Origin of the sequence: Pseudomonas spirodelae (assembly GCF_034653255.1) — a bacterium.
Lineage (GTDB): Bacteria > Pseudomonadota > Gammaproteobacteria > Pseudomonadales > Pseudomonadaceae > Aquipseudomonas > Aquipseudomonas spirodelae.
Genome location: NZ_JAYEET010000001.1, coordinates 162,609 through 187,924, shown reverse-complemented (window position 1 = coordinate 187,924; position 25,316 = coordinate 162,609). Strand labels below are relative to the sequence as shown.

At 59.7% G+C, this 25,316-nt stretch carries 22 protein-coding genes and 3 tRNA genes; 18 read left to right on the top strand and 7 right to left on the bottom strand.

The window, feature by feature from the left end:
- Window positions 1-2: 2 nt before the first annotated feature.
- The 6 genes from gspD (SOP97_RS00860) to gspD (SOP97_RS00835) all read right to left on the bottom strand — a co-directional run bounded on the left by gspD (SOP97_RS00860) (window position 3) and on the right by gspD (SOP97_RS00835) (window position 9,332).
- Entirely contained in the window at window positions 3-1,952 is a 1,950-nt protein-coding gene (gspD, locus tag SOP97_RS00860; RefSeq protein ID WP_274087917.1) for a type II secretion system secretin GspD, read from the bottom strand.
- Window positions 1,953-1,956: 4 nt separating this feature from the next.
- On the bottom strand, window positions 1,957-2,604 hold the full coding sequence (locus SOP97_RS00855) for a type II secretion system protein N (protein WP_411912010.1): 648 nt from the start codon (window positions 2,602-2,604) through the stop codon (window positions 1,957-1,959).
- A gap of 480 nt (window positions 2,605-3,084) precedes the next feature.
- Window positions 3,085-3,540, bottom strand: coding sequence for a type II secretion system protein N (locus SOP97_RS00850; protein WP_274087919.1), 456 nt, complete (start codon window positions 3,538-3,540; stop codon window positions 3,085-3,087).
- A gap of 86 nt (window positions 3,541-3,626) precedes the next feature.
- Window positions 3,627-4,088: a hypothetical protein gene (locus SOP97_RS00845; protein ID WP_274087920.1), complete on the bottom strand. Its 462-nt coding sequence runs from the start codon at window positions 4,086-4,088 to the stop codon at window positions 3,627-3,629.
- Window positions 4,085-6,646, bottom strand: a complete 2,562-nt coding sequence (locus SOP97_RS00840) for a M66 family metalloprotease (RefSeq protein ID WP_322947709.1) — start codon at window positions 6,644-6,646, stop codon at window positions 4,085-4,087. Before SOP97_RS00840 ends, SOP97_RS00845 begins: the two co-directional genes overlap by 4 nt.
- Window positions 6,647-7,082: 436 nt before the next feature.
- On the bottom strand, window positions 7,083-9,332 hold the full coding sequence (gene gspD, locus SOP97_RS00835; protein ID WP_322947707.1) for a type II secretion system secretin GspD: 2,250 nt from the start codon (window positions 9,330-9,332) through the stop codon (window positions 7,083-7,085).
- 294 nt (window positions 9,333-9,626) lie between these two features.
- Between gspD (SOP97_RS00835) and gspE the strand changes: the two genes are divergently transcribed.
- The 13 genes from gspE (at window position 9,627) to SOP97_RS00770 (ending at window position 17,783) form a co-directional block, all read left to right on the top strand.
- Window positions 9,627-11,114 (top strand): type II secretion system ATPase GspE, encoded by a 1,488-nt coding sequence (gene gspE / locus SOP97_RS00830; RefSeq protein ID WP_322947705.1) that lies wholly within the window; start codon window positions 9,627-9,629, stop codon window positions 11,112-11,114.
- A 13-nt stretch (window positions 11,115-11,127) separates the two neighbouring features.
- Complete coding sequence (gene xcpS, locus SOP97_RS00825; protein ID WP_322947703.1) at window positions 11,128-12,345, top strand: GspF family T2SS innner membrane protein variant XcpS; 1,218 nt, start codon at window positions 11,128-11,130, stop codon at window positions 12,343-12,345.
- 3 nt (window positions 12,346-12,348) lie between these two features.
- Complete coding sequence (gene gspG / locus SOP97_RS00820; protein WP_090242975.1) at window positions 12,349-12,774, top strand: type II secretion system major pseudopilin GspG; 426 nt, start codon at window positions 12,349-12,351, stop codon at window positions 12,772-12,774.
- A gap of 5 nt (window positions 12,775-12,779) precedes the next feature.
- Window positions 12,780-13,322, top strand: a complete 543-nt coding sequence (gspH, locus tag SOP97_RS00815) for a type II secretion system minor pseudopilin GspH (RefSeq protein WP_322947700.1) — start codon at window positions 12,780-12,782, stop codon at window positions 13,320-13,322.
- Window positions 13,319-13,708, top strand: coding sequence for a type II secretion system minor pseudopilin GspI (gene gspI, locus SOP97_RS00810; RefSeq protein WP_322947698.1), 390 nt, complete (start codon window positions 13,319-13,321; stop codon window positions 13,706-13,708). The genes gspH and gspI overlap by 4 nt, the downstream gene beginning before the upstream one ends.
- Window positions 13,705-14,400 carry a type II secretion system minor pseudopilin GspJ gene (gene gspJ / locus SOP97_RS00805; RefSeq protein ID WP_322947696.1) on the top strand — a complete coding sequence of 232 codons (696 nt, stop codon included), beginning with the start codon at window positions 13,705-13,707 and terminating at the stop codon, window positions 14,398-14,400. Before gspI ends, gspJ begins: the two co-directional genes overlap by 4 nt.
- A complete protein-coding gene (gene gspK, locus SOP97_RS00800; RefSeq protein ID WP_322947695.1) occupies window positions 14,397-15,362 on the top strand; it encodes a type II secretion system minor pseudopilin GspK in 966 nt (321 codons plus the stop codon). Before gspJ ends, gspK begins: the two co-directional genes overlap by 4 nt.
- Window positions 15,359-16,495 carry a type II secretion system protein GspL gene (gspL, locus tag SOP97_RS00795; protein WP_322947693.1) on the top strand — a complete coding sequence of 379 codons (1,137 nt, stop codon included), beginning with the start codon at window positions 15,359-15,361 and terminating at the stop codon, window positions 16,493-16,495. The genes gspK and gspL overlap by 4 nt, the downstream gene beginning before the upstream one ends.
- Window positions 16,496-16,497: 2 nt before the next feature.
- Window positions 16,498-17,007 carry a type II secretion system protein M gene (locus SOP97_RS00790; protein ID WP_322947691.1) on the top strand — a complete coding sequence of 170 codons (510 nt, stop codon included), beginning with the start codon at window positions 16,498-16,500 and terminating at the stop codon, window positions 17,005-17,007.
- A gap of 145 nt (window positions 17,008-17,152) precedes the next feature.
- A tRNA-Val gene (locus tag SOP97_RS00785) sits at window positions 17,153-17,228 on the top strand.
- Between the two features lie 38 nt (window positions 17,229-17,266).
- Window positions 17,267-17,343 (top strand) — tRNA-Asp (locus tag SOP97_RS00780).
- Between the two features lie 98 nt (window positions 17,344-17,441).
- Window positions 17,442-17,518 (top strand) — tRNA-Asp (locus SOP97_RS00775).
- 127 nt (window positions 17,519-17,645) lie between these two features.
- On the top strand, window positions 17,646-17,783 hold the full coding sequence (locus SOP97_RS00770) for a hypothetical protein (protein ID WP_274087932.1): 138 nt from the start codon (window positions 17,646-17,648) through the stop codon (window positions 17,781-17,783).
- Window positions 17,784-17,789: 6 nt separating this feature from the next.
- On the opposite strand, the gene SOP97_RS00765 is transcribed toward SOP97_RS00770, so the two are convergent.
- The gene (locus tag SOP97_RS00765) at window positions 17,790-18,830 is read right to left on the bottom strand and encodes an AraC family transcriptional regulator (protein WP_411912005.1); all 1,041 of its coding nucleotides are present in this window, start codon (window positions 18,828-18,830) and stop codon (window positions 17,790-17,792) included.
- A gap of 230 nt (window positions 18,831-19,060) precedes the next feature.
- On the opposite strand from SOP97_RS00765, the gene SOP97_RS00760 reads away from it, so the two are divergent.
- The 5 genes from SOP97_RS00760 to SOP97_RS00740 all read left to right on the top strand — a co-directional run bounded on the left by SOP97_RS00760 (window position 19,061) and on the right by SOP97_RS00740 (window position 25,311).
- Window positions 19,061-21,094, top strand: a complete 2,034-nt coding sequence (locus tag SOP97_RS00760; RefSeq protein WP_322947689.1) for an NADPH-dependent 2,4-dienoyl-CoA reductase — start codon at window positions 19,061-19,063, stop codon at window positions 21,092-21,094.
- Between the two features lie 82 nt (window positions 21,095-21,176).
- Entirely contained in the window at window positions 21,177-21,590 is a 414-nt protein-coding gene (locus tag SOP97_RS00755) for a nuclear transport factor 2 family protein (RefSeq protein WP_411912009.1), read from the top strand.
- A gap of 263 nt (window positions 21,591-21,853) precedes the next feature.
- Complete coding sequence (locus SOP97_RS00750; protein ID WP_322947687.1) at window positions 21,854-23,224, top strand: chromosome partitioning protein ParA; 1,371 nt, start codon at window positions 21,854-21,856, stop codon at window positions 23,222-23,224.
- 8 nt (window positions 23,225-23,232) lie between these two features.
- The gene (locus SOP97_RS00745) at window positions 23,233-24,162 is read left to right on the top strand and encodes a 1-aminocyclopropane-1-carboxylate deaminase/D-cysteine desulfhydrase (RefSeq protein ID WP_322948007.1); all 930 of its coding nucleotides are present in this window, start codon (window positions 23,233-23,235) and stop codon (window positions 24,160-24,162) included.
- Window positions 24,163-24,201: 39 nt separating this feature from the next.
- The gene (locus SOP97_RS00740; RefSeq protein ID WP_274087935.1) at window positions 24,202-25,311 is read left to right on the top strand and encodes a cyclic nucleotide-binding domain-containing protein; all 1,110 of its coding nucleotides are present in this window, start codon (window positions 24,202-24,204) and stop codon (window positions 25,309-25,311) included.
- Window positions 25,312-25,316: the final 5 nt, after the last annotated feature.

Below are 25,316 nucleotides of genomic sequence, written 5' to 3'. Positions count from 1 at the left end.
TGTTATTCGCGCAGATCAATAGCGTCTGGCATGTTTTTGTCGAATAGCTGCAGCGGATTTTGTGGCAGAACGCCCGGCCGGTAGTCCTCACGCACATCGCCGAGCACGCGGATATCGCTGTATTTCTTGCCTGACAGCGCCGCCATCCCTGCCGCGTCACGAATCACCGTCGGGCGCAGAAATACCATCAGATTGCGTTTGACGCGGGTTTCTTTGGTCGAGCGAAACAGCCGGCCGAGCAGGGGGATATCGCCCAACAAGGGCACCTTGGAGTCGGCTTGGGTGACGTCATCCTGAATCAAGCCGCCGAGCACAATCACCTGGCCGTTCTCGGCAAGGATGGTGCTTTTAATTGAGCGTTTATTGGTGATCAGATCGACCGCATTCACCCCCTGACTGGTGGGGGCGATGGACGAAATCTCCTGCTCGATTTCCAGGCGCAGGCTCGCCCCGTCGTTGATGTGCGGGGTGACTTTCAGGGTCACGCCGATGTCCTGGCGCTCAATGGTGGTGAAGGGGTTGTCGGCTCCCGACGCGCTGGTGGTAAACGAGCCGGTTTGGAAGGGCACGTTCTGCCCAACCAGTATTTCGGCTTTCTGGTGATCTAGGGTTAGCAGGCTCGGCGTGGACAGCAGGTTGCTCTTGCTATTGGCCGACAGGGCGGTGACCAGTACGCCGAAGCTGTCGGTGCCCAAGCCGATAATGGCGCCGTCTGGCAAATTGCTCAGGGTGTTGTTGTCAGTGCCGTTTCTATTGTCTTGGAGTGCCTGTAAGACTCGGCCAACCGACAGCCCAGTGCCGCTGAAGTTGGTGCCGCCAAGGCCACCGCTGCCACCGCGCGCATCTACAGCCCACTGCACACCCAGGGCGTCGCTGATGTCGCCGGACACTTCGACAATCGCCGCTTCGACCATGACCTGCGCGCGCGGTACGTCAAGTTGGCGCACGATATCCTCCAGCGTTGCCACCACATCCGGCTCGGCCAGAAGTACCAGAGCATTAAGGCTCTCGTCAGCGCGGATAAGCACAGCCTGCGGCTTACCCGTGGCTTCTCCAGCGGATTCTGGTTTAAGTTTTTCGGAAATTTCACCCAGGGTTTCTGCCAGGCTTTTGGCATCGCCATGGCGTAAACGAATCACCCGGGTATTGGCCGAGCGGCTGGTTGGACTGTCGAGTGATTTAGCCAAGGCCACCAGCTTGGCGCGGGCGCCAGGTGGGCCGAGCAGGATCAGGCGATTGGTCCGGCCATCGGCAATCACCTGAGTGCCGGAGGTGCCTTTGGCCTGCCCGCGATCTACGGCGTTGCGCAATACTTCGGCGGTGTCCATGACCCAGGCATGTTGCAGGTTGAGCACGCTGTAGTCGTTCTGACCTTTCTGGTCGAGCTGGCGCAGCAGGTCTTCGATACGGTCGATATTGGCCGTGCGGTCGCTGATGATGATCGCATTGGCGCTGCTGATCGCCGCCAAGTGACCATATTGCGGCACTAGGGGGCGGATCAGTGGGATAAGCTCGGTCGCCGAGCCATGCTGGACTTGAATCAAGCGGGTTTCCAGGCGGTCCGGCGCATTACGCCCGCCATCCGCCTCGGCTTTGGCCTCAGCATTGGGCACGATGCGCGCTTGGTCGCCCTGGGTCATCACGCTGAAACCGTGGGTGGCCATGACTGAGAGAAACAGCTGATAGACCTCAGTCAGTGTCAGCGGGCTGTTGGATACCACGCTGACCTGGCCCTTGACCCGTGGGTCGATTACAAACGTCTCACCGCTGATCAGCGCCACTTGATCAATAAACTCGCGGATATCCGCGCCCTTGAGGTTAATGGTCCAGCGTTCTTCTTGCTGACTGGCGCTCGGCGCCACCGCCGTAACGGCAGCGCTCAGGGGCAGCGGGCTGCAGGCCAGGCCGGCAATCAAGAAGGCGAAGGTAAGGCGCGAGAGGATCGGAGTCATCGGATCAGTTGTTTTCCGTAGGCTGTTCGGTGGGATCAGCAGGCGCGGGCAGGCTGCCGGAGTCCTGCATCTGCTGGCGCAGCGCTTCCATGCGCTCGCGCAGTTGGCTCAGGTTGTCGTCTTGCAGATCGTTGAGCTGTTCAACCGGGTCGGCCATCACTTCGGGAGTGTAGTTTTGCTGGTTGTCGGCGGCCGAGTGGTGCAGGGGAAAGCGCAGGCTTTCACGCCGGCCATTGCGCATGAGTTCGACATGATCGGCTGCCACCGCATGCAGGCGCACGCCGCTGCTGATCTCACTGTCGACGCTATAACGTTGAGCGACGCTGCCTTCGCTGCGGATGATCGCGCTGGAGCGTTGCGGATCCGCATGCACAAAGCTGCCCAGCAGGGTCAGGCGCAAGTTGGTGTCAGGGGCCAGTTGATCGTTGGCGACGTCACTGCCGAATAATTGGCCGATTTCGGCGGGCAATGCAGTCGCCACTAGTGTGGCTGTGCTGTTGCTGGCCGCCACGGGCGCACGTAACAAGCGCGCCCATTCGGCAGTCTGCCAGGCAAGGCTGATGCTCATAGCGGCCACCAGCAAGAAGCTCACCACGGTGATGGCATGGCGCTGTAACCAGGTATGGGAGCCTAGAAGGGGCAAGGGCGTCACTCCGAACTTATTATTATGTGGCGTGGCTTGCGCGCTGATCATAGACATTTGCTGAATGTTTGACAGCCCCCCCCACAGGGGGGAGTGTGCCGTTCCATTCAATGTGCCAACGCCGTTTAACAGTGTGAACAACCTACAACGAATTACAGCGCATAACCCGGCTTTAAGCTGGCGCGTATACCGATGATTAAATTAAAGCCTATGCAAATGACTCTGTTGTTTTTGCCGGCCTTCTTGGCCTGGCCGCCCACTATGGCTGAGCAGGCTGGGATTGTTCGCGTGGGCTGAGTGATGGGGAATACCCATAGCGAGGTCGCGGAGGGATCAGCGTTTGCTGAGTCACCGCTTCGATGACGCGGCACGAGAGGTCGAGGAGGGGATTGCCGATGTCGCTTTTCAGTGTGACAGGGGGTGAGTAAACGGTTTTCGTGCTTAATCGGTGCGCCGCTTTAGTGGTGTTTGGCTATCGCTGGCCAGCATTTAGCGCTGAGTCTCGGCGAAGTAAAGGACCTCGCTGCGGTTGTTGCGGGTCAATGTGACGTGTTTTGGGAAGACGCCACTGAGCACGATGCCGTTGCGAATACTTTCGCCCACCCTAATTCGCCGAGCCGGTTCGTCGGGTTGGCCGATGATTGCGCTAGAGCGGGCTATGTCGGGGTGGGTGAAACTGGCCAGAAGTGTCAGGTGCAAAGGTGTGGTTGGAGGCGCATTGGCTGCGCTGTTTTTGCCGAATAGCTCAGCTATTTCGGCGTGTTTTAATCTCACGGGCGTCTGTCGTTCGGTTTTAGTTGGCGTTATGGCGACTGGTTGCAGTAGCTGCCAAAACTGATGGGTCTGGAGGGTCAGGGAGGCGCCACATGCACAGAGCAACAGCGCGCCCATAAGGGTTGTCGCGCGCTTGGCAGTCGATTGTGAGAGGGATGCGGCAATAGACAATTCAATATTCCTAGTAAACATCTAACACCATCGGCGTGAGCAGGCAGGAACCTGTTATTCCGATGGTTGAGTTTCTGGTACAGCGTTCAATAAGTGGCGCGGCACAGCCCTAGGGCTTGCAGCTCCTCGCGTTGCTCAGGGCTCATGGGGGCTTGTTGTTGCGCTGTGCACAAGGCTGGCTGCGGCTCGGGCTGGCTAGGCGGTGGGCGGGTGAACTGTGCTAAGGGGGTATCCAGCGGCTGCAACCGGCCTTGCAATCGGAGCTTGGCCGTATCGTTGGCATTGAGGCGAACCACAATGTGGTCACGCCCAATGTGCAGCAGTTCGCCGCCTGCCGGTAGCGGCTGGCCTACTGTGAGGCGCTGTGGGGCGGCGTTACCAAGCTGCAACAGCGCCGAGGAGCGCGCTTGATTGGCGTGCACCATCGTCCCCAGCAACCGCCAGTCAGCCGTGTCGGCCATGTTGGTGAAACTGCAACTGAGTAAAACCAGGCCCGTCAGTGCGGGCAGGCTATGTTTGAGCCACAACGCAGTACAGATCAGCTTCATTCGCTCTTGGCCAATTGCGCAATGGCAGCGATGTTTCTGGCGTGTACCAAAGGCAGCAGCAAGTTGTTGTTGCTGGTCAGGTTGGCCCACTGCTGGTTACCGCCACCGCTGCAGCCATAAGTGATTAACTTGCCACGGCCATTGGTGAGATACCCACCAGACAGATCGAGGCAGCGGTCGGCTCGCTTGATTCGCGGCAGTGCACTGATATCCCAACGCTGGTTTTGCTGGCTGTCATCGCAGCGGGTGAGGCTGACCGAGCCCTGATCGGTCAGGCATTGGCTGAGATCCACGGCGCTGCGAATACGCCCGTTAGCGTCAGTCAGCCACTGCTCATCCGCACCTGTCGTGCATTGCGCTTTGGCCAATACATACACCGACGCGGTTTCATCCCCCGGCTGGGCTTTTATGCAGTTACCGTTAGCCATGCTGAACAACTCGGCTGCAGGCAATAGCGGCTGCGGGTTCAGTTGCAGGTGTTCGAGCAGGTCGCGCAAGGCTTGTTCAGCGTCCGGGTCGCGGGCGTCGAGTTGGGCTTTGTAGGCGTCCATCCAGCGGTTTAGTCGCAGGCCAAGGGTTTGTTGTTTCTGGTAGCGCTGCACCACGCCGGCCGCTGCAGTCGAAAGTCCACGCAGGTCGTCGGCGTAGCTGTCGAGTAGCAACTGGGTGGCGTCGGTGAGGCTGATATAGCGCTGATCGACAACCGCTTGCAGGCCCTCCTCAAGGGTCGGAAGCTCGGCCGCACGCAACGCGTTAAAGCCGTTTTCCTTGCCCACGATAATCACCGGCGCCATGGCTGGCAGGCCTTGAGGGAAGTCGACTCGGGCCAGTTCCTGAGCAGCGTTGGCGGCCTCTTGGCAAGACAGCGCGGCGGTTAAGGGCTGTTCATCTTGCGCCAGGTTGATATGCAATTTGTTGGCATTGCTGCCCATACGATTCGGCGCTACGGCAATATCCTGGGTTTTGCCATTGGCAAAGTTCACGCTGACCCAGCAGGTCTTTTGGGTGTCTTGGTTAACCGGGGCAGGCAAATTGAAGACATGGCCCCAGTTGCCGCGTGCTGGCGGATACAGAATGGCGCTGCCGGTGACCGGGTCATAGCCGCCTAACAAGGTGAACACTTGAACGCCAAAGCGCCGTGGTACTAGGTAGTTGCCGTCGGCGCTGTTGTACCAAACCTTGCTAGAGTTCGGCACGCGGGCGGTAAACACCTCCATGCGACGTGTGTTGGCGTCCCATTTGCGATAGCCGGTGGGCGAGCTGGCGCTGACCATGACTTTGTCCATCGCCGGCTGGATTTTGAGTTTGGTGCTGTAGCCGGTGTAGTGGGTGTAACGCGCCAGGCTGCTGGCGTAGTGCCCGCCCGACATCGCGTCGCTGCCAAAGCTGTAGGCATCGGCATACACCGGCATACCCTTCATACCGTCGTTTTTGTCACGGTTCCAGTGCAGGTTGGCGCGCATGCGTTTGCGGTAGGCGATATAGCCCCAGCCGCTGTCGTGGTGATGTCCGGCCCAAAAATAATTATCGCCTTGTTGGCCTGGGTAATGGCCAAGACCATAGTGATGGCCAATTTCGTGGCTGAATTCGTTGCCAACCGAGTCGATTAGGGTCAGCTGGCCATTGCCGCCGCTCAGGCCGTGGTTGTGCAGGCCATTTATATAAAGCCCGCGCGCATGGTGGATAACCGCCGATTGGGTCAGGTGCGGGTTTTCCTGTTGGGTCATGTCTGCGCTGGTGACGCCAATATTGGCCAGGTTGATGCCGGTGCTGAACGTCGACTTAGCAGTGTTTTCACGCATATCGCCTTCATACACGCCACCGTTGGATGCGCTGCTGCCATCGATAGCAACGTCGTAAATTTTCCCGCTGCCGATCATCACTCGCGGTAGGTACATGTCCTCGTACTGGCTGGCGACCAGGCGCGCAATGGGTACCGTCTGGAAGTAATCAGTGGCGGCGCGAGCTGGCTGAGTCAGAAACCAATGACCACCGCTGGTGGGTGGCGGCGTGAGTAAGCCTAAGCGGATGGACTGCACCACCAATTCGCCGGGCGGGGCAAAGTCGATAGCACTGTCAGCGATCTGGCCGCTGCGCCCATGCTCATCCTGTAGGCGCAGGGTTAAACCGGGTTGCACCCAGTTCCATGGCAATACGGCCGACCAGGCGCGGCGTGAATACACCACGTCGGGGCGAGCGTCCGCGCTGCTGCGATCCGCTTTGTACAGCTGGTCGGGATGACGCATGGCCAGCTTGCCCAGCGGCTTGCCGTCGAGGGAGACCTCCAGTTCGAGTTGCTGCAGCGTGCCCAGGCTTGGGTCGGGCGTGACCAGCAGCAAGGCCTCACGCTCGCTGGTCAGGCGCGGCATATTGCGCGCTTCGTTGCCGCTGGGGTCTACCGAATGGCTTTGTACAAACTGCAGCATGGCCGGTAGGTTACCGGTTAGGTCATTGCGAATCGGACGTGGCTGGCCGTTCTGATCCTTGTCATAGAAGCCCAGGGCGTTGACTTCGTCGATCACCGCAGAGGTAGGTTCGGGGAATCCCGGTTTTTCCAAGGGCGGAGGAACCGGCAAGGCTGGCGGTGTGAGTGGCTTGTCCGCGTCAGGTTGAGTCTGATCTGTTGGCGTTCCAGTGACGCCTGTCGGTTTGCTACTGCCTCCGCCTCCGCCTTTCTCTAAACAGCCCCCAAGCAGGCAGGCTAAACACAAAACCGACAGTCGCTTCACATAAGGTTGCATAACAGATCCGGGGCTAAAAATATGGCCGGCATACTGCCTGTGTCACCAGTAAACAGACCTCTACTGGTTCACGTTCAGAAGGGCTTTGATAGTTTATTTTGATCGTCTAGCTGTCACTGATAGCGTTGTTTGTTGATAAGTGCCGATTTTTGTCAGCTACGCCGTAGGAAGCATGGTTATAGCGCCTGAACTCCTCTAAATAGGCGCTTGCAGCGATAGCGCCTGGGTTAAATTGGGCGCCAATCGCTGCGGTTTATTCGGCAATGACCAGCGCGCGGCGCTTGGGCAGCTGTTGCGGGAGTGCAGCCAGGGCTTGCTCGGCCAGTTCGCGGTTGGGGTAGCGGCCGTAACGTACGGCGTAGTGATCGTTACCGTCTTGTTGGCGTTTATGCAGGCGCAATGGCAAGCCGGTATTGCGCTCAAGCAGCGCCTGCATAAAGTCAGGATTACTGCCCTGTATAAGCTCGATGGTGAAGTGCTCTGAGGTGCTTGCTGGGGGGCTGAACGATTCACCGCCGAGTCCATCACCCAAGGTGTTGGGGTCTACCGGTTTGGGTTTTTCGATCAGCGTTGCGCTCGGTACGGCGAAGCTTTGTGGCGGCTCTTGGCGTAAGTCCACCGAAGGCTCGGGGGCGTTGCGGTTAAACAGCTGACTGGCATCTTCCGGCAGGTTGTCGTGGCCACCAGCCTTGCCGAGCAGCCTGAGGTCGCGGTATTTGCCCAGGCTCAGGTTGGCCAGGCCCACGCCGTCACGCGCCACGCTGGGGCGCAAGAACACCATCAAGTTGCGCTTTTGGCGCACTTCCCGGGTTGAGCGAAATAGCCGACCAAGCCCTGGAATATCGCCCAGCAGCGGCACCTTGCTTTCGGTGCTGGTGACATCGTCCTGAATCAAGCCGCCGAGCACGATGACCTGGCCGTCATCGGCCAGTACGGTGCTTTTAATTGAGCGCTTATTGGTGACCAGGTCCACAGCCTGAGCATTCAGCCCGGAGCTTGGGGCGATGGAGGAAATTTCCTGCTCAATGACCAGGCGCAGGGTCGCACCTTCGTTGATGTGCGGTGTGACCTTAAGGGTTACGCCGATATCTTTACGCTCGATCGTGGTGAAAGGGTTGCTCGAGCCGGCCGCATCGGTGGTGTAGGAGCCGGTCTGAAAGGGCACATTCTGCCCCACCAGAATCTCGGCGGTTTGATTGTCCAAGGTCAGTAGCGTCGGTGTGGACAGCAAATTGCTCTTGCTGTTGGCCGACAGCGCCGTCACCAGTGCGCCGAACTTGTCATTGCCGATGCCCAGGATGGCGCCGTTGGGTAAGCCAGCGGCCAATGCGGCGTCCTCACCACTGGCAATTGCGCCGAGCAGGGTGCCGACTGACAGGCCCGTATCGCTGAAATTGACCCCGCCCAGGCCCGCCGTGCCGCTGCGGCCATCAATCGCCCATTGCACGCCGAGGGCTTCGCTGATGTCGCCAGACATTTCGACAATTGCGGCTTCAACCAATACCTGTGCGCGGGGCACGTCCAATTGGCGCACTAAGTCCTCGAACATGCTCACGGTATCGGCTTCAGCCATGATCACAATGGCGTTCAAACTTTCATCGGCCCGAATCATCAGTTTGAGCGGTGAGCCACTGGGCCCCTCACTTTGTTGCATGTTTTCGCCGAAATCACCCAGGGTGCTGGCCATTTCTTTGGCATCGCCATAGCGCAGGCGAATTACCCGGGTATTGGCTGAGCGCGAGCTTGGTGTATCAAGGCTCTGGGCCAGTTTTAGCAAGCGCGCACGGGCTTCGTGCGGACCCAGCAGTAGCAGGCGATTGGCGCGTGTATCGGCAATCACCTGAGCGCCGCCACCTTGGTTGTTTTTCAGCGAGCGATTGATCACCTCGCTCATGTCGTGCACCCAAGCATGGCGCAGCTCGTAAACGCTGAAGTCGTCCTGATTGCTGCTGTCGAGCTGGTGGATGATGTCGCCGATGCGGCTGATATTGGCCGGCGTGTCGCTGATGATCAGCGAATTGGACGAGCTCACGGCTGCCAGGTGGCCGTAGTTCGCCACCAGCGGGCGGATGAGCGGGATTAGATCGTTGGCCGCGCCATGCTGCACCTGGATAACCCGGGTTTCCATATTGCCCTGAGTGCCCGCCGCCGTGCGGGCCTCGTTGCTGGGTATGACACTGAGTTGATTGCCGTCGGGCATCACCGCATAGCCGTGGGTGGTCATGACCGAAAGGAATAACTTGTACACCTCCGCCAGGGCCATGGGCTCTTGGGCGATCACAGTGACGTGGCCTTTGACCCGCGGATCAATCACGAACGTTTGATTGCTGATGGTGGAAATCTGCTCGATGAAGTCGCGGATGTCCGCATCCTTCATATTGATCGTCCAGCTGTCTGTGGTTTCTGGCTCGGTGGCATTGGCCATAGAAAGTACGGTACTGGCCAAAATGGCAATAAGCGGCAGGGCCAGGCGCAGAGCGAGTCTGCTGGAAAGTTTGCTCATGGGGGTGTTGTCTCTATTGTCCGAGCGTGCGCGGTGTCTGCGCTCAGCCAAGATGGGGTGCTATAAACGTTGGGTGAGATACAGGTAAGTAACGCGTTGTGTGCGGGGGGATGCGCTGCTACCGGTGGAGCACGTGTTCAGTTGCGCGGATACTACTGAGCAATGGCTGTATTTCTAAGATCGGTTTACACGATCTGCGAGGTGAATCGCATTTTGTGGTTTATTCTGCGCAAAGAGCGAGAATGCCGGCAAGATAGCCGCCCTATTACGTATAGATAGCCTTGGTGACTACGCATGCGGTCCACCGTTTTAACTGCTCAGCCGCCGCGATTATCCTTTGCTTTTGCCCGTCGCCAGGGCGTGTTTTTCTTTAAGCACGAGCAGCAGTGGCAGCTGTGCGTACGTGAAGGCAGTGACCTTTGCGTGGTGCAAGAAGCCCAGCGGATTGCCGCTTCGGTGCTGACGCTGCAATGGTTGCCTGCTGCTGCGTTTGAACAGGCCCTGGCCAAGGCTTACCAGCACGACTCAGCATCCATGCAGTTGGCCGAAGATTTGGGCGGGAGCCTGGATTTGGCCTCCTTAGCTGAACAGGTGCCAGAAACCGAGGACCTGCTTGAGCAAGAGGACAACGCGCCGATTATCCGTTTGATCAACGCCATTCTCGGCGAAGCGATCAAGGAAAATGCCTCGGATATTCACCTGGAAACCTTCGAGAAACGCTTGGTCGTGCGCTTTCGCGTGGATGGCATTTTGCGTGAAGTACTGGAGCCCAAGCGTGAGCTAGCAGCGCTGCTGGTCTCCAGAATTAAGGTGATGGCGCGCCTGGATATCGCCGAGAAGCGCGTGCCGCAGGACGGACGGATCTCCCTGAAAGTCGGGGGCCGCGAGGTGGATGTGCGGGTTTCCACGCTGCCGTCGGCCAATGGCGAGCGGGTGGTGCTGCGTTTGCTCGACAAACAGGCAGGCCGTTTGAATTTGCAGCATCTGGGCATGAGTGCGCGCGACCGTGAGTTGATGGAAGCCACCGTGCGCAAGCCCCACGGCATTCTGCTGGTGACTGGACCCACCGGCTCGGGCAAGACCACCACGCTGTATGCCAGCCTGGTCAGCCTGAATGACCGCACGCGCAATATCCTCACCGTTGAAGACCCGATCGAATACCACCTCGAGGGCATCGGCCAGACCCAGGTCAACACCAAGGTCGAGATGACCTTTGCCCGTGGTCTGCGCGCCATCTTGCGTCAGGACCCCGATGTGGTGATGGTCGGCGAAATTCGTGACAAGGAAACCGCCGAAATTGCCGTACAGGCCTCTTTAACCGGCCACCTGGTGCTGTCGACCTTGCACACCAATAGTGCGATTGGTGCGATTACCCGCTTGGTGGACATGGGCATTGAGCCGTTTCTGTTGGCGTCTTCCTTGCTCGGTGTATTGGCCCAGCGTCTGGTGCGGGTGCTCTGCCCGCATTGCAAACAGGCTTACCAGGCGGATGAGGCCGAGTGCGCGCTGCTTGGTGTGGCTGCCGACGTTGCGCCGACGCTCTATCACGCGGGCGGTTGTGCTGAGTGCCATCAGCAGGGCTACCGTGGGCGTACCGGGATCTATGAGTTGGTGGTGTTTGATGAGCACCTGCGTACCTTGATTCACAGCGCCGCTTCCGAGCAGGAGATGGCCCGTCACGCCCGCAGCCTGGGCCCGAGCATTCGTGAGGATGGCCGGCGCAAGGTGTTGGAGGGGGTGACTACGGTCGCAGAAGTGCTGCGTGTGACTCGCGAAGAATGAGTGGGGACAACTAATGGCTGCCTTCGAATACCTCGCGCTCGATGGCAAAGGCCGCCAGCAGAAAGGTGTGCTGGAAGCCGATAGTGCCCGCCAGGTGCGGCAGATACTGCGTGAGCGGCAGCTGGCGCCTTTGGCTGTTAAAGCCACGCGCACCCGGGAACCTGCCGGCGCAGGTAGCCATTTCAGTTTTTCTCGCGGTATTTCGGCCCGTGATCTGGCGTTGATTACCCGTCAGTTGGCGACCTTGGTGCAGGCCGCGTTACCTATTGAGGAGGCCCTGCGCGCAGCGGCGGCGCAGGCTATTTCGCCGCGCATTCAGGGCATGTTGCTGGCGGTGCGGGCGCGAGTGCTGGAGGGGCATGACCTGGCCAGCAGCCTGAAAGAGTTCCCGTCGGCGTTTCCCGAGCTTTACCGCGCCACGGTGGCGGCCGGTGAGCATGCCGGCCATTTGGGGCCGGTGCTGGAGCAGTTGGCCGACTACACCGAGCAGCGCCAGCAGTCGCGGCAGAAAATCCAGTTGGCGCTGCTTTATCCGCTGATCCTGATGTGCACCTCTTTGCTGATCGTCGGTTTTCTGCTCGGTTATGTGGTGCCTGATGTGGTGCGGGTGTTTATTGATTCCGGACAAACCCTGCCGGCACTGACCCGCGGCCTGATTGCCTTAAGCGATTGGGTTAAAGGCTGGGGCTGGCTGGCGGTGATTATCCTAGTGCTGGGTGTATTTACCCTGCGCTGGGCGTTGCGGGATGAGGCGATCAAGGCCCGCTGGCATGGTTTTTTGCTGCGCATCCCGCTGCTGAGGCGTTTGATTCGTGCGACTGACTGCGCGCGGTTTGCCTCGACCCTGGCGATACTGACCCGCAGTGGTGTGCCCTTGGTTGACGCCCTGGGGATTGGCGCACAGGTTATCGCTAACCGAGTGATCCGTGCGGATGTGGTCATCGCCGCGCAAAAAGTGCGCGAGGGCGGCAGCCTGACCCGCGCGCTCGAAGCCAGCGGGCAGTTTCCGCCGATGATGCTACACATGATTGCCAGCGGTGAGCGCTCCGGCGAATTGGACCAGATGCTGGCCCGCACCGCGCGTAATCAGGAAAACGATCTGAGTGCCCAGGTAGCGCTGCTGGTCGGCCTGTTTGAGCCTTTTATGCTGGTGTTTATGGGGGCGGTGGTGCTGGTGATCGTGCTGGCCATTCTGCTGCCGATTCTGTCTCTCAATCAGTTGGTGGGGTAAACAGTGAGCAAGACACAGAAAGGTTTTACGCTGATCGAAATCATGGTGGTGGTGGTCATCCTGGGCATCCTGGCGGCTCTGGTTGTGCCGCAAGTGATGAGTCGGCCTGATCAGGCCAAGGTCACTGTCGCCAAGGGTGACATCAAGGCGGTGTCGGCTGCCCTGGACATGTACAAGCTGGACAACCATGCCTACCCAAGCACCCAGCAGGGACTTGAAGCGTTGGTGAAGAAGCCATCCGGCAGCCCGCAGCCGAAAAACTGGAACCGCGACGGTTACCTCAAGCGCATGCCGGTCGATCCTTGGGGCAATGTTTATCAGTACCTGGCCCCCGGTACTAAGGGTGCTTTTGACCTCTATTCCTTGGGGGCAGATGGCAAGGATGGCGGTAGCGACCAGGATGCCGATATCGGTAACTGGGACCTCTGACCCGCATGTGCCAGCAACCAAATCGGCTTGGCGGCTTTACCCTGATCGAGCTGCTGGTGGTGCTGGTGATTCTCGGCAGCCTGATCGGTCTGGCGGTGCTCAGTGTGGGCATTGCCGGCCCAGGACGTGAGCTGCACAACGAAGCCGAACGGTTAGCCGGATTGATAGGCGTGCTGGCTGAAGAGGCCGTGCTAGACAATCAGGAATACGGTCTGTTGCTTGCTCGAGAGTCTTATCAAGTGCTGCGCTATGACCCGATCAAGCAGACCTGGCAAGCCCTGGGCAGCAAGGCGCATGCATTGCCAGCCTGGGCCGAATTGAGCGTTGAGCTGGAGGGTGCTGCGTTGGCGTTGCCGACATCTGCAGGCGATGCTCCCGCTAAGGTGGGGCTGCTGCCACAGCTATTGCTGTTGTCGAGCGGCGAGATCAGCCCATTTCGCCTGCGCTTGGCTGAGCGCCGTAGCAATGGTTTGCGCCTGCAGCTGGTCAGTGATGGTTTCCGTCTGCCGGTGGTCGAAGTCCTGCAGCCAGCAGAGCGCAATCAATGAAACGCATGGGCGGTTTTACGTTATTGGAGGTGCTGGTGGCCTTGGCGATTTTCGCGCTGGTCGCCGCCAGTGTGCTGACCGCCACCGCCCGCAGCCTACAAATCGCCGCCCGTCTGGAGGATAAAACCCTGGCAATGTGGATTGCCGATAACCGCTTGAGTGAAATGCAGTTGGCGCGCGAGCCTGTGGCGAATGGTCGTGAGCAGGGTGAAGTAGCGTTCGCCGGGCGGCGTTGGCAATGGCAAAGCGAAGTCGAGGCGACCAGCGAGGCGGATATGCGCCGTGTTACGTTGTGGGTGGCACCGATGGCGCAGGACCGCTCCGCAGCCGGTGTGCGTGAGCGGTCCGTGGTCAGCCTAAATGGCTTTGTCGGGGTGATGCGATGAGGGCAGTGCGCGGTTTCACCTTGCTTGAATTACTGATCGCCATCGCCATCTTCGCGCTGTTGGGGCTGGCTACTTACCGCATGCTCGACAGCGTGCTGCAAACCGACAAGGTCACCCGCAGTCATGAATTGCAGTTGCGTGAACTGGTGCGCGCCATGGCGGCGTTCGAGCGCGATGTGCTTCAGGTGCAGGCGAGGCCTGTGCGTGACGCCTTTGGCGACTCACGCGCCGCATTGATGGGCGACGGCCCCGAAAATCCGGTCTTGGAGTTGACGCGCAATGGCTGGCGCAACCCGTTGGGGCAGCCCCGTTCAAGCCTGCAGCGGGTGCGCTGGCAGCTCAGTGGCGAGCAGTTGCAGCGGCGTTACTGGACAGTGCTGGATCAAGCTCAGGACAGCCAGCCGCAGATTCAGCAGGCGCTGGACGGTGTCACCCAGCTGCAGCTGCGTTACTTGGATCAAGAGGGTATCTGGCAGACCAATTGGCCGCCGCTAGACAAAAAGCCCGATGAGGCGCTCAAGCTTCTGCCGCAAGCCATTGAGCTGGTGCTGCAGCATCGTCGTTATGGCGAGTTGCGCCGGTTACTGCGCCTGCCTGAAGGCTTGCCTGAGCGTCTGCAACAAGCACCGCAGCAGAATCCCGAGGGCTCTGCTGAATTAGCCGATGAACCTCCCGCAGAGTCACAGCCATGAGCCAGCAGCGCGGTATGGCGTTAATAACCGTGTTGCTGGTGGTGGCCGTGGTTACGGTAGTCAGCGCTGGAATCATTGCGCGCCAGCAGTTATCGATTCGCAGCAGCGCCAATCAGTTGCACGTGCGCCAGGCCTGGCATTACGCCCTGGGGGGCGAAACCCTGGCCAAAGCCATCCTGCAGCGCGACTTGCGCGAGGGTGACCCGCGGGCGCCGGTGGATTACCCGGGCGAGGCGTGGGCCAAACCCCGTGCGCCTTTTGCTCTGGAGGAGGGCGGCGCGTTGCGCGTACAGATCAGCGATCTAAGCGGACGTTTCAACCTCAACAGCATGCTGCGCCAAGGGCAGCCCAACGCAGCGGCGGTGGCGCAATTTCGCCGTCTGCTGCTGGGGCTGCAGATCGAAGCGCCCTACGCGGAACGTCTGCTTGATTGGCTAGATGCCGACGATCAGCCTTCGGGCGGTTATGGCGCGGAAGACAATCAATACCTGCTGGCACAGCCTGCCTATCGCGCCGGTAACCGTGAATTGACTGATGTATCGGAGCTGCGCCTGTTGCTGGAAATGAGCGAAGCGGATTATCAGCGCTTGCAGCCCTATGTCAGCACCTTGCCAGCGAATACCCCCCTTAATGTGAATACCGCCAGCGCACGGGTGCTGGCCAGTTTGGCTGAAGGTCTATCGCTGAGTCGCGCGCAAGGCTTGGTCGCGGCACGAGGTGGTAAAGGCTATCGCGATGTGCCGAGCTTTTTAGCGCAGCTCAATGGCCTACAGGTACAAAGCCAGGCGCTTGCCGTGGGCAGTGAGTATTTTCAGGTGCTCAGCGAAGTCAGTGTCGGTGAGCGCCGACAGGTTTTACGCAGCACGTTGCAGCGGGCCAGCGATGCGCGGGTGTATGTTTTAGCACGTGATTTGGGGCAGGGCGGTATGCCGCTGGTGCCCGTTGAGGAAGTCCAACCATGAGTCAAACCTATGTGTTTCTACCGCCTGCTGCCTGCGTGGGTGCGCAGGATGATCTGCCGGTGCAGCGAGTTGCTGGTGGGGTGAGCGATAGCCTGCTGTTCAGCGATGCACAGGCGCAGTGTGGTGGTAATTGGGTATTGGTCTTGCCGGTTGAGGCGGTGACCGCCTGTGCGGTCAACCTGCCAACCCGCAAAGCGCGCTGGTTGCGCCAAGCCTTGCCGTTTGTCGTGGAAGAGCTGCTCGCCGAAGACGTTGAACTGATGCACTTGGCCCTAGGTGAGCAGCTGGCCGATGGCCGTCATCGGGTATTTGCCGTGCGCCGTAGCTGGCTGGCCGGCTGGTTGGCGCTATGTGCCACGCCGCCCCAGGCGATTGCGGTGGATGCTGATTTGTTACCAGTGCCTGGTTCTGCGCTCTTGCCGTTGCACGGACGCTGGCTGCTGGGCGGCGAAAATGTGGCGCGGATGGCCGTGCAGGCGCAGAGCTGGCCGCAACTGAGCCCGTTGTGCGCGCAGCCGCAGGTAGCGTGGTGTGGCCCTGAGCAGTCGCCGCTGCAGCCGATTGATGAGGTTAAGGCAGTGGTGGAGCCCTTCGTTTGGCTGGCTCAGCAGCCGCTGCGTAATAACCTGGCGCAGGGCGAGTTCGCCGCGCAATCGGCCGGTGGCCAGTGGCAGCGCTGGCGGCCTTTATTGGGGGTGGTAGGGCTGTGGCTGGTGCTGCAGTGGGGCTTTAATCTGGCGCAGGGCTGGCATCTGCAGCGTCAGGCCGACCATTACGCCAGTTCCAGCGCCGCTTTGTACAAGGAGCTGTTCCCGCAGGACAGCAAGCTGATCAACCTGCGTGCGCAGTTTGATCAGCACCTGCAGGCCGGTGCGGGCGGCGGGCAAGCGCGCCTACTCGGCCTGCTGGCTCAGGTCAGTGGGGCGCTGGCAGCCGAGGGCCGGCAGGTGCAGATCAGTCAGGTGGATTTCAGCGAGGCGCGCGGTGATCTGGCCCTGCAGGTTCAAGCGCCGGGTTTCGCCGAGCTGGAGCGTTTGCGCGAGCGTTTAGAAGGCGGTGGTTTGGCGGTGCAGCTGGGTTCTGCTAGCCGTGAGGGCAGTGGTGTGAGTGCGCGCGTGGTGATCGGAGGATGAGCATGGTTCAGCAAGACAACAAAGGCTTTACCGCGCAGGCTCAGTTGCTGCAGCGCTGGCGTGCTCTGGCGCCGCGTGAGCGGTTTTCGCTCGGCAGCTTGGGCGTATTTCTGCTGCTGGTGCTCTTGTACCTGACGCTATGGCAACCTGCCCAGCAACGCTTGGTCAGCGCGCGGAGCGCGTTTGAAACGCAGCGTGCGTTATACGCTTATCTGCAAGGGCAGGCGCCAGCGGCGCGCCAAATGGTCAGCCGTCCGCAGCAGGCCATTGACCCGGCCCGCCTGCAAGGCCTGGTTACGGCTACGGCGGCAGCGCGTGGGCTGACGATTGAGCGGCTCGACAATGCCGGCGACGGTGCCTTGCAGCTCGACCTGCAACCGGCTCCTTTTGCTCAATTGCTGGGGTGGTTTGGCGTGCTGCAGGAGCAGGGCGTACAAATTGCCGAAGCCGGGCTGGACCGGGCGGACGATAACAAAGTGGCGGCTCGGTTAAGTCTGCGCATTACGCCGTAGCAGATCGTTCGGTGGCCTATTGGCGCAGGGCGCTGTTTGGCGTGTCAGGGAAGAGCAGTGTTTTTTCACTTTTTTAGAAAAACTTGAAGCAGGGTATTGACTTAGGTTCGGCCCTTGCGTAAATTTCGCCACCTCGCAAGGCCAAGGGTGATTAGCTCAGCTGGGAGAGCAGCTGCCTTACAAGCAGCGGGTCGGCGGTTCGATCCCGTCATCACCCACCACTTGCCGAGAAGTTTACCGGACGAAAGTCCACCGACGCGCAGCGGTAGTTCAGTCGGTTAGAATACCGGCCTGTCACGCCGGGGGTCGCGGGTTCGAGTCCCGTCCGCTGCGCCATATTTTCCAGCCTGAGTTCGCTCTGGGTGAGATGAAAAAGCCCAAAGGCTGATTCGTCAGATGAAGCAAGCGTTACACGGACGAAAGTCCACCGACATGCAGCGGTAGTTCAGTCGGTTAGAATACCGGCCTGTCACGCCGGGGGTCGCGGGTTCGAGTCCCGTCCGCTGCGCCATATAGGAAGCCCGCTGATAGCGATATCAGCGGGTTTTTTATTGCTTGCGATTTTTGCGCTCGCGCTGAGGGTTGCTGCGCGACAACCTGTCATCTTGTATTCATCTTTCTCCTCTAGCTTGATTGGCATGCGCTGTGTAACCAAGCCGTCGCTGACGTATCGAGTGGGAGAACAGGTAATGGATGAATATCAAGAAGAGCTGCTAGAAGCCCGCACCACCGAGCTGGATGTGCCGGCAGGTGACGAAGACGCCACTGAGCTCTAGCGGGTATTAGAGCGCTCTGCGCTGCTCCCGGCGGTACTCGCCCGGGGTTTGCTGGTTCCAGCGCTTGAATGCGCGCTGGAAGGCTTCGGCGGAGGCAAAGCCAAGCAGGTAGGCGATTTCACCGAAAGCCAGTTCTGTGTCGCGGATATACGCCATAGCCAGGTCGCGGCGGGTGTCGTTAAGGATGCTGCGAAATTGCGTGTCTTCCTCGGCCAGTTTGCGCCGCAGGGTCCAGGTGGGTAATTGCAAGCGCGCCGCGACTTCCGCCAAGTCGGGCTCGTGGCCATGCAGCAGAGGGCCGAGCAGCTGGGTGATGCGTTCACGCAGGCTGCGTGTGCGAGTCAGTTGCTGCAGTTCCCCTTCGCAGATTTCCAGCAGGTGCCGCCAGGTGCTTGGACAGTGTTCAGGGTTGCGCAGGTTCAGGCTCTGCTGATTCAGGCGCAGCTGATTGTGCTCACAGGCAAACTCCACCGGGCAGGCAAACAATTCGGCATACTGCGCTGCGTAGTCGGGGGCGGGGAATTCGATCTGCACTTTTTCCACGGGCAGGCTCTGTTGCGCGAGCTTGCTCAGTTGTTGCGCCCAGCTGGCCAGTACGGAATCGACGACAAAGCGGTTATAGGCGTTATACGGGCTGATCGAGTAGAAGCGCAGCCACGCGCCGCGGGCGTCTTCATGCAGGCTGGATTGGCCGCGGTAATTGCTGGCATACAGCGGCTCGAAGCGGATCAGTGCGCGCGCCGCTTCGCGGACCGTAGGGGCTTGCATGGCGGTGACGCCGGCCAGGCCGAGTTGGCTGAGGCGGCTGGTTTGCCCCATAAGCAGCCCCAGCCCTGGCTGCGAGCATTGCTGAATCGCCGCATGACCTAAGCGCATATAGCGCGGGATCGATAGCCGTGCGCGCGGCTCGGCCAGGCGTGCCGCATCCAGGCCGTAGCTGTCGAGCAGCGGCTGAGGGTCCTGAGCACAATGGCGCATGGCGTCCGCCAGGCTGCCGACAAAACCCACCGACAGGTCACCGAGTTTGACCCGTGTGCTTTTCAGCATTGCAGCGTTATCCCGTCTGCGCCCATTTAGTCTTGGGCATTTAGATAAGGCGTCAGGGTAAGTGGGTGTTTGGGCTTTGCCAAGGCTCGCTGCTCTTTTTGATCAGTAGGTTGTCACTTTGAGTCATTGAGCCGTTCGGCTGGGCTGACTATCGTCTAGACCATATCGACCGCGACCCACTAAGAGGTGGCGGCATCCGTGTAATGCCTCTGTTTGATCTGGAGATTTTCATGACCGCTCTCTACCCGCACCTGCTGGCCCCGCTTGATCTGGGCTTCACCACCCTGAAGAACCGCACCTTGATGGGCTCCATGCACACCGGGTTGGAAGAAAAACCCAATGGTTTTGAGCGTATGGCCGCTTACTTCGCCGAACGCGCCCGTGGTGGTGTCGGCCTGATGGTGACTGGCGGTATCGGCCCGAACGAAGAGGGTGGCGTGTATTCCGGTGCGGCCAAGCTGACCACTGTTGAAGAAGCCGAAAAGCACAAAATCGTCACCCGCGCGGTGCATGAAGCGGATGGCAAGATCTGCATGCAGATTCTCCACGCCGGGCGCTATGCCTACAGCCCAAAATCGGTGGCGCCAAGCGCGATTCAGGCGCCGATCAACCCGTTCAAGCCACGCGAGTTGGATGAAGAGGGCATCGAGAAGCAGATTCAGGATTTCATCAATTGCTCCGTGCTGGCCCAGCAGGCCGAATACGACGGTGTGGAAATCATGGGTTCGGAAGGTTATTTCATTAACCAGTTCCTCGCCGCCCACACCAACCACCGTAACGACCGCTGGGGCGGTAGCTACGAAAACCGCATGCGCCTGCCGGTGGAAATTGTCCGCCGTGTGCGTGAAGCGGTCGGCCCGAATTTCATCATCATTTATCGCCTGTCGATGCTCGACTTGGTGGAAGGTGGCAGCACCTGGGATGAAATCGTGCTGCTGGCCAAGGCTATCGAAAAAGCTGGTGCGACCCTGATCAATACCGGGATCGGCTGGCACGAAGCGCGTATCCCCACCATCGCCACCAAGGTGCCGCGCGCGGCCTTTACCAAGGTTACCGCCAAGTTGCGCGGCGAGGTGAATATCCCGCTGATCACCACCAACCGCATCAACACCCCAGAGATTGCTGAGCAGGTGCTGGCCGAAGGCGATGCTGACATGGTGTCGATGGCGCGCCCGTTCCTTGCCGACCCGGACTTCGTCAATAAAGCTGCCGAAGGTCGCAGTGATGAAATCAACACCTGCATCGGCTGCAACCAGGCCTGCCTGGATCACACCTTCGGCGGCAAGTTGACCAGCTGCCTGGTTAACCCGCGCGCCTGTCACGAAACGGAACTGAACTACATCCCGACTGCTGCAGTGAAGAAAATCGCGGTGGTCGGTGCCGGTCCTGCGGGCTTATCCGCTGCCACCGTAGCGGCCGAGCGTGGCCATAGCGTCACCCTGTTTGATTCGGCCAGCGAAATCGGCGGCCAGTTCAATGTGGCCAAGCGCGTGCCGGGCAAGGAAGAGTTCTTTGAAACCCTGCGTTACTTCAAGCGCAAGCTGGAAACCACCGGGGTTGACCTGCGCCTTAACACCCGTGTCTCGGCTGATGAGCTGGCCAAGGGCGGCTATGACGAAATCATTCTGGCCACCGGTATTGCCCCGCGTACGCCGGCGATTCCCGGTATCGAGCACGCCAAAGTCATCAGCTACTTGGACGCCATCCTTGAGCGCAAGCCGGTGGGTCAGAAAGTCGCGGTGATCGGTGCCGGCGGTATCGGCTTTGATGTGTCCGAGTTCATTACGCACCAGGGCGAAGCCACCAGCCTCAACCGTGAGGAGTTCTGGAAAGAGTGGGGTATTGATGCGGCGCTGGAAGCCCGTGGTGGCGTCGCCGGCATTCAGGCGCATCCGCATCCAGCGGCGCGTGAGGTGTTCTTGTTGCAGCGCAAGAAAACCAAGGTAGGTGACGGCCTGGGTAAAACCACCGGCTGGATCCACCGCACCGGTCTGAAGAACAAGAACGTGCAGATGCTCAATGCGGTCGAGTACCTCAAGGTCGACGACGCTGGCCTGCATATCAGTATCGCCGGTGGCGAGCCGCAGGTGCTGCCTGTCGATACCATCATCGTTTGCGCCGGCCAGGACCCGTTGCGCGAGCTACAGGACGGCCTAGTGGCTGCCGGGCAGAACGTACACCTGATCGGCGGGGCTGATGTGGCCAGTGAGCTGGATGCTAAACGGGCAATTAACCAGGGCTCGCGTCTCGCCGCCGAACTTTAAGCACTCAACGCCCCGCCTTGTGCGGGGCGTTTTGTATGTGGCTCATAAAAACAAGGAGAAGCCCGTGCCTCATAGCACTCAGCTGCATTCAGAAGCCGCCGTCACGCTTGCTCAGTGGCATGCCTTGATGCTGAAAAATGATCTTGGCGGATTGCCTGCGTTGCTTCATCCGCAAGCGGTGTTCCGCTCACCCATGGCATACAAACCGTACGTTGGTGCACCGATGGTCTCGCTGATTCTCAATACCGTGAGCAAGGTGTTTATCGATTTTGCCTACCACCGCGAACTGGTCAGCGCCGATGGCCTCAGTGTGGTGCTGGAGTTCAGTGCCAGGGTGGGCGAGCGTGAACTGAAAGGCATCGACATGATCCGTTTCGATGAGGCAGGCAAGATCATTGAGTTTGAGGTGATGATTCGCCCTATGAGCGGCCTGCAAGCCTTGGGTGATGAAATGGGGCGGCGTCTGGCGCCTTTTCTGGCGGCTGCAAAAGCCTGACGCGTTGCACCAAGCCCATCACAGTTTCGCCCTGTAGGTCCGTTTTCACGGTGGGTTGGCAGGGCGACTGCCAACCCAGTCACATTGCTGGGCTTGGTTTTTCCCCTAGACTTGCTTGAGCAAGGGTATAGCGCCTTAAACGCAGGCTTTGCTTAACTCGTCAGAAAGTTGGCAGTCTTGCTATGTGTGCCATTTTTTGCGCAGCATAGGCAAGATATGTCGCGCGCTGAGCGGAGCGCCCGTCTCGGCCTAGGGGATAACCAATGAGCATGCAGAACAAGCCGCAGATGGTTGAGGCCGTAATGTTCTTTAGTGAACGCGGCGGCATCGGCAAGCAAATGTTTTTCCCCGAATTCGAGGCCTTGCTCGATGGCGTAGTCAATATGCCCGAATTCGCCGATCAGCAGATGCGCGTGGCCTACATGCTGATCAACCCACGCCTGCTGATCAAAGCGCTGGTGTTCTTCTATCTGGATTTTGATGAAAAAGGCGCGCCCGACTCCGGTTGGAATATTCCTTTGCAGGCGCTGGCCGAACGCGCTGGGCGCGGCCCTGATCTAGGTGCCGGGCCAATTCGCCTGGCGTGCCGCAGCCAGTGTCCTGTCTCCTGGCATCAGATGCACCTCTGGGACCCCGGCCTGAGCCCTGGCAATAATGATTTGGTGCTGCTGCGCGATGCGGTTAAACGCAACACCCTGGGTTTGCTGGTCGAAGATGAGGGCGCTCAAGCGGTCGCGCCAGAGCGCTTGCAAATGGCCTCGGAGGACAAGTGGTACGCCCCTGATCCGGGCCAGGAAGAAACCGTCAAGGCTAGCCACAAACTTGATCACGAACAGCGCCTGAAAGCCGCGCAACTGATCAAACAGCAGCGATTACGCATCAGCAGCCTCAGCCAGCAGCATGAGGAAGAACTGGCCAAGTTCAAGTTGGCCAGCGAGGCACAGAGCAAGAATTTGCAGGCGCAGATCCATGGCTTGCACCAGGCGCTGCGTCAGCAGGAAGAACACAATGTTGAGTTGAAGACTCAGCTGGCCGCGCAGGCGGCGAGCTTCCAAGCGGCCCGCGAAGACATGACCGAACAGCTGCGGGCGCTGGAACATGATGGGCGCAGTGAAAGCGACAGCCTGCGTGCGCAATACGAAGGTGAGATGCAGGCCAAGATCGCCTCTGCGGTGGCCGAGTACAAAGAGCAAATTGCCATTCGCGATGTTGAGCTGGCCTATCGCAGTGAGCAAGACACCCAGGCGTTGCAGGAAATAAATCGCCTCAAGCGCGCCTACGCGGATTTGGCCAGCCAGGGCGGTGATCAGATTCTCGAGCGCTTAGCCAAGCTTGGAGTGGTCTTTGTGGTGTATCACCCAGGTGCCGGTCATCTGACCATCCCCTTGCAAGACATCAGCACTTATCAAGACAACCCACAGGCTTACGCGGCCGCCAAATGCTTTGTCAGTGAAGAGCAGTACCGCCAATGGCTGGCGCATTACCAGCAGCCCAGCTGCGAGGCTTTGCTGCCCAGTGGCGAGCGTTGCGCCATCCCGATCGACCGCATTGATACGCCCAGCCGCTTTACCCTAGCGGAGTCCAATTGCTGTGCGCGGCACAAAGCCAGTAGCCGTTTGCGCACTGTTAGTTAACCTTGCCTATTGTCTTGCCTGATTGGGCGCCACGTGCCCCTCTGCAAACCCTGCGACTGGAGTGGTCGATTGCCGCCGGAGTTGAATTGGCGGTGTTGCGCCTGGATCTGCTTGATCCGCTGATTAGCGGCAATAAGTGGTTCAAGCTCTCTCATCATTTGCGTGCTGCGCAAGACAGTGGCGCCAGCGGCGTGATCAGTCTGGGTGGAGCGCACTCCAATCATTTACATGCCCTGGCGGCTGCCGGTAAGCGTTTCAACTTCCGGACCATCGGGTTATTGCGCGGCCATCCGCAGCAGACGCCGACAGTGGCTGATTTGCAGGCTTTCGGCATGCAGTTGCATTGGCTGGGTTATGCCGGCTATCGAGCCCGTCATGCGCCCGAGTTCTGGCTGCCCTGGCTGGCGGATTACCCTGAATTTTATCCGGTGCCTGAGGGTGGTGGTGGCCTGTCGGGTGCATTGGGCTGCATGTGTTTGGTGTCGCAGGTGCGCGAGCAGCTGGCAAGCCTGGGGTGGGACAATTATGACGCCTGGTGGCTGGCGGCCGGCACGGGCACCACGTTGGCAGGCCTGCTGTTGGGTGAGGCGGCCGCGCACCCAGTGCATGCGGCGTTGGCTGTGCCAGCCGACCATGGTGTCGAGCAGCAGGTGCAGGCGATTGTTGAGGCTGCCGCGATGCCGATTGGGCCTTATCATTTGCATGCAGCCTGCCGTGGTGGATTTGCCAAGGTGGATGCCGAGTTGCTTGGCTTTATGCAGGCCGCAGAGGCAGAAGGCGGGGTGCCACTGGAGCCGCTGTATACCGCCAAGGCCTTAATGGCGTTGCGCCAGCAGGTTGAGGCCGGTTACTTTGCTCGCGGTAGTCGCTTGGTGTTTGTCCATACCGGCGGCCTGCAAGGCCGTGCGGCGGCGTTGATGCAGCACCCGCAGGCGTAACGTGGCTACACTAAATTTCACCCGCGAGCTGGATATGCCATGAGCGAAGCTCTTAATCCCGAACAATTACGCAGCCTGACGCCACTCAATGTGCTGTCCGAACAGCAGTGGCGGGAATTGCGTGGGCAACTGGTTCCGCAGCCGCTGCTGGCGGGGCAATTGTTGTTTCGCCCGGGGGATCAGGCGCGTTTGACCTATTACCTGCTAGCGGGTGAGTTGTTGCTGCAATCTGCCGATGGTCAGGCGCAACGCATACAGGCAGGCAGTGAGGCCAGTTGCCATCCGCTGTCGCCGAGCTTGCCGCGTTTGCATGAGGCCCGTGCGCTGACTGATGCCAGCGTGCTGGCGCTGGATACCAGCACCCTCAATCGCTTACTGACCTGGCGCTTGGCTTATCAGGATCTGCTGCTGGAATTGGGGCACAGCCATGAAGATGTCGAGTGGCTGGAGCGCCTGCTGGAGAACCCACTGTTTGCCAAGGTGCCACCGTCCAACGTGCGCGCCATGCTTGAGCGCTTGCAGCGGGTTGAGGTAGCTGCCGGCAGTACCGTACTGCAGGAAGGTGATGTCGGCGACAGCTGCTACTTCCTGAACAGTGGCCGGGCCGAGGTGATTCGCGGAGCAGGTAGCGCGCAGCAGGTATTGGCTGAGCTGGAGATTGGCGCCTGCTTTGGTGAAGAAGCCTTGCTGGCCGACAGCCCGCGTAATGCCACAGTGACCATGCTCGAAGACGGTGTGGTGTTGCGTCTGAATCGCCAAGACTTTTTCGCCCTGCTTAAAGCGCCAGTGGTCAACGAGGTCTCGCTCGGCGAGGCTTCGCGCCTGCTGGCCGGTGGTGCGCAGTGGCTGGATGTGCGCTTGCAAGAAGAGTACGAGCGCGCTCATGCCTTGCAGTCATTGAACATGCCTCTGCAGTTGCTGCGTTTGAAAGCCCGCTTGCTGGATAAAACGCGCACTTACCTGTGTTATTGCGACAGTGGCAAGCGCAGTGCCAGTGCGGTTTTTTTGCTTTCACAGTTGGGCTATAGCGCCTATGCCTTGCGCGAGGGTGTGGATGCCTTACCGGCGGTGCAGCGAGATGCGTTGTTGTGTGAAAGTGGCTCGGGCTATTTGGCGCGCTCGGGTGGGCGCACAGAGCGCAGTCTATAAGCGGC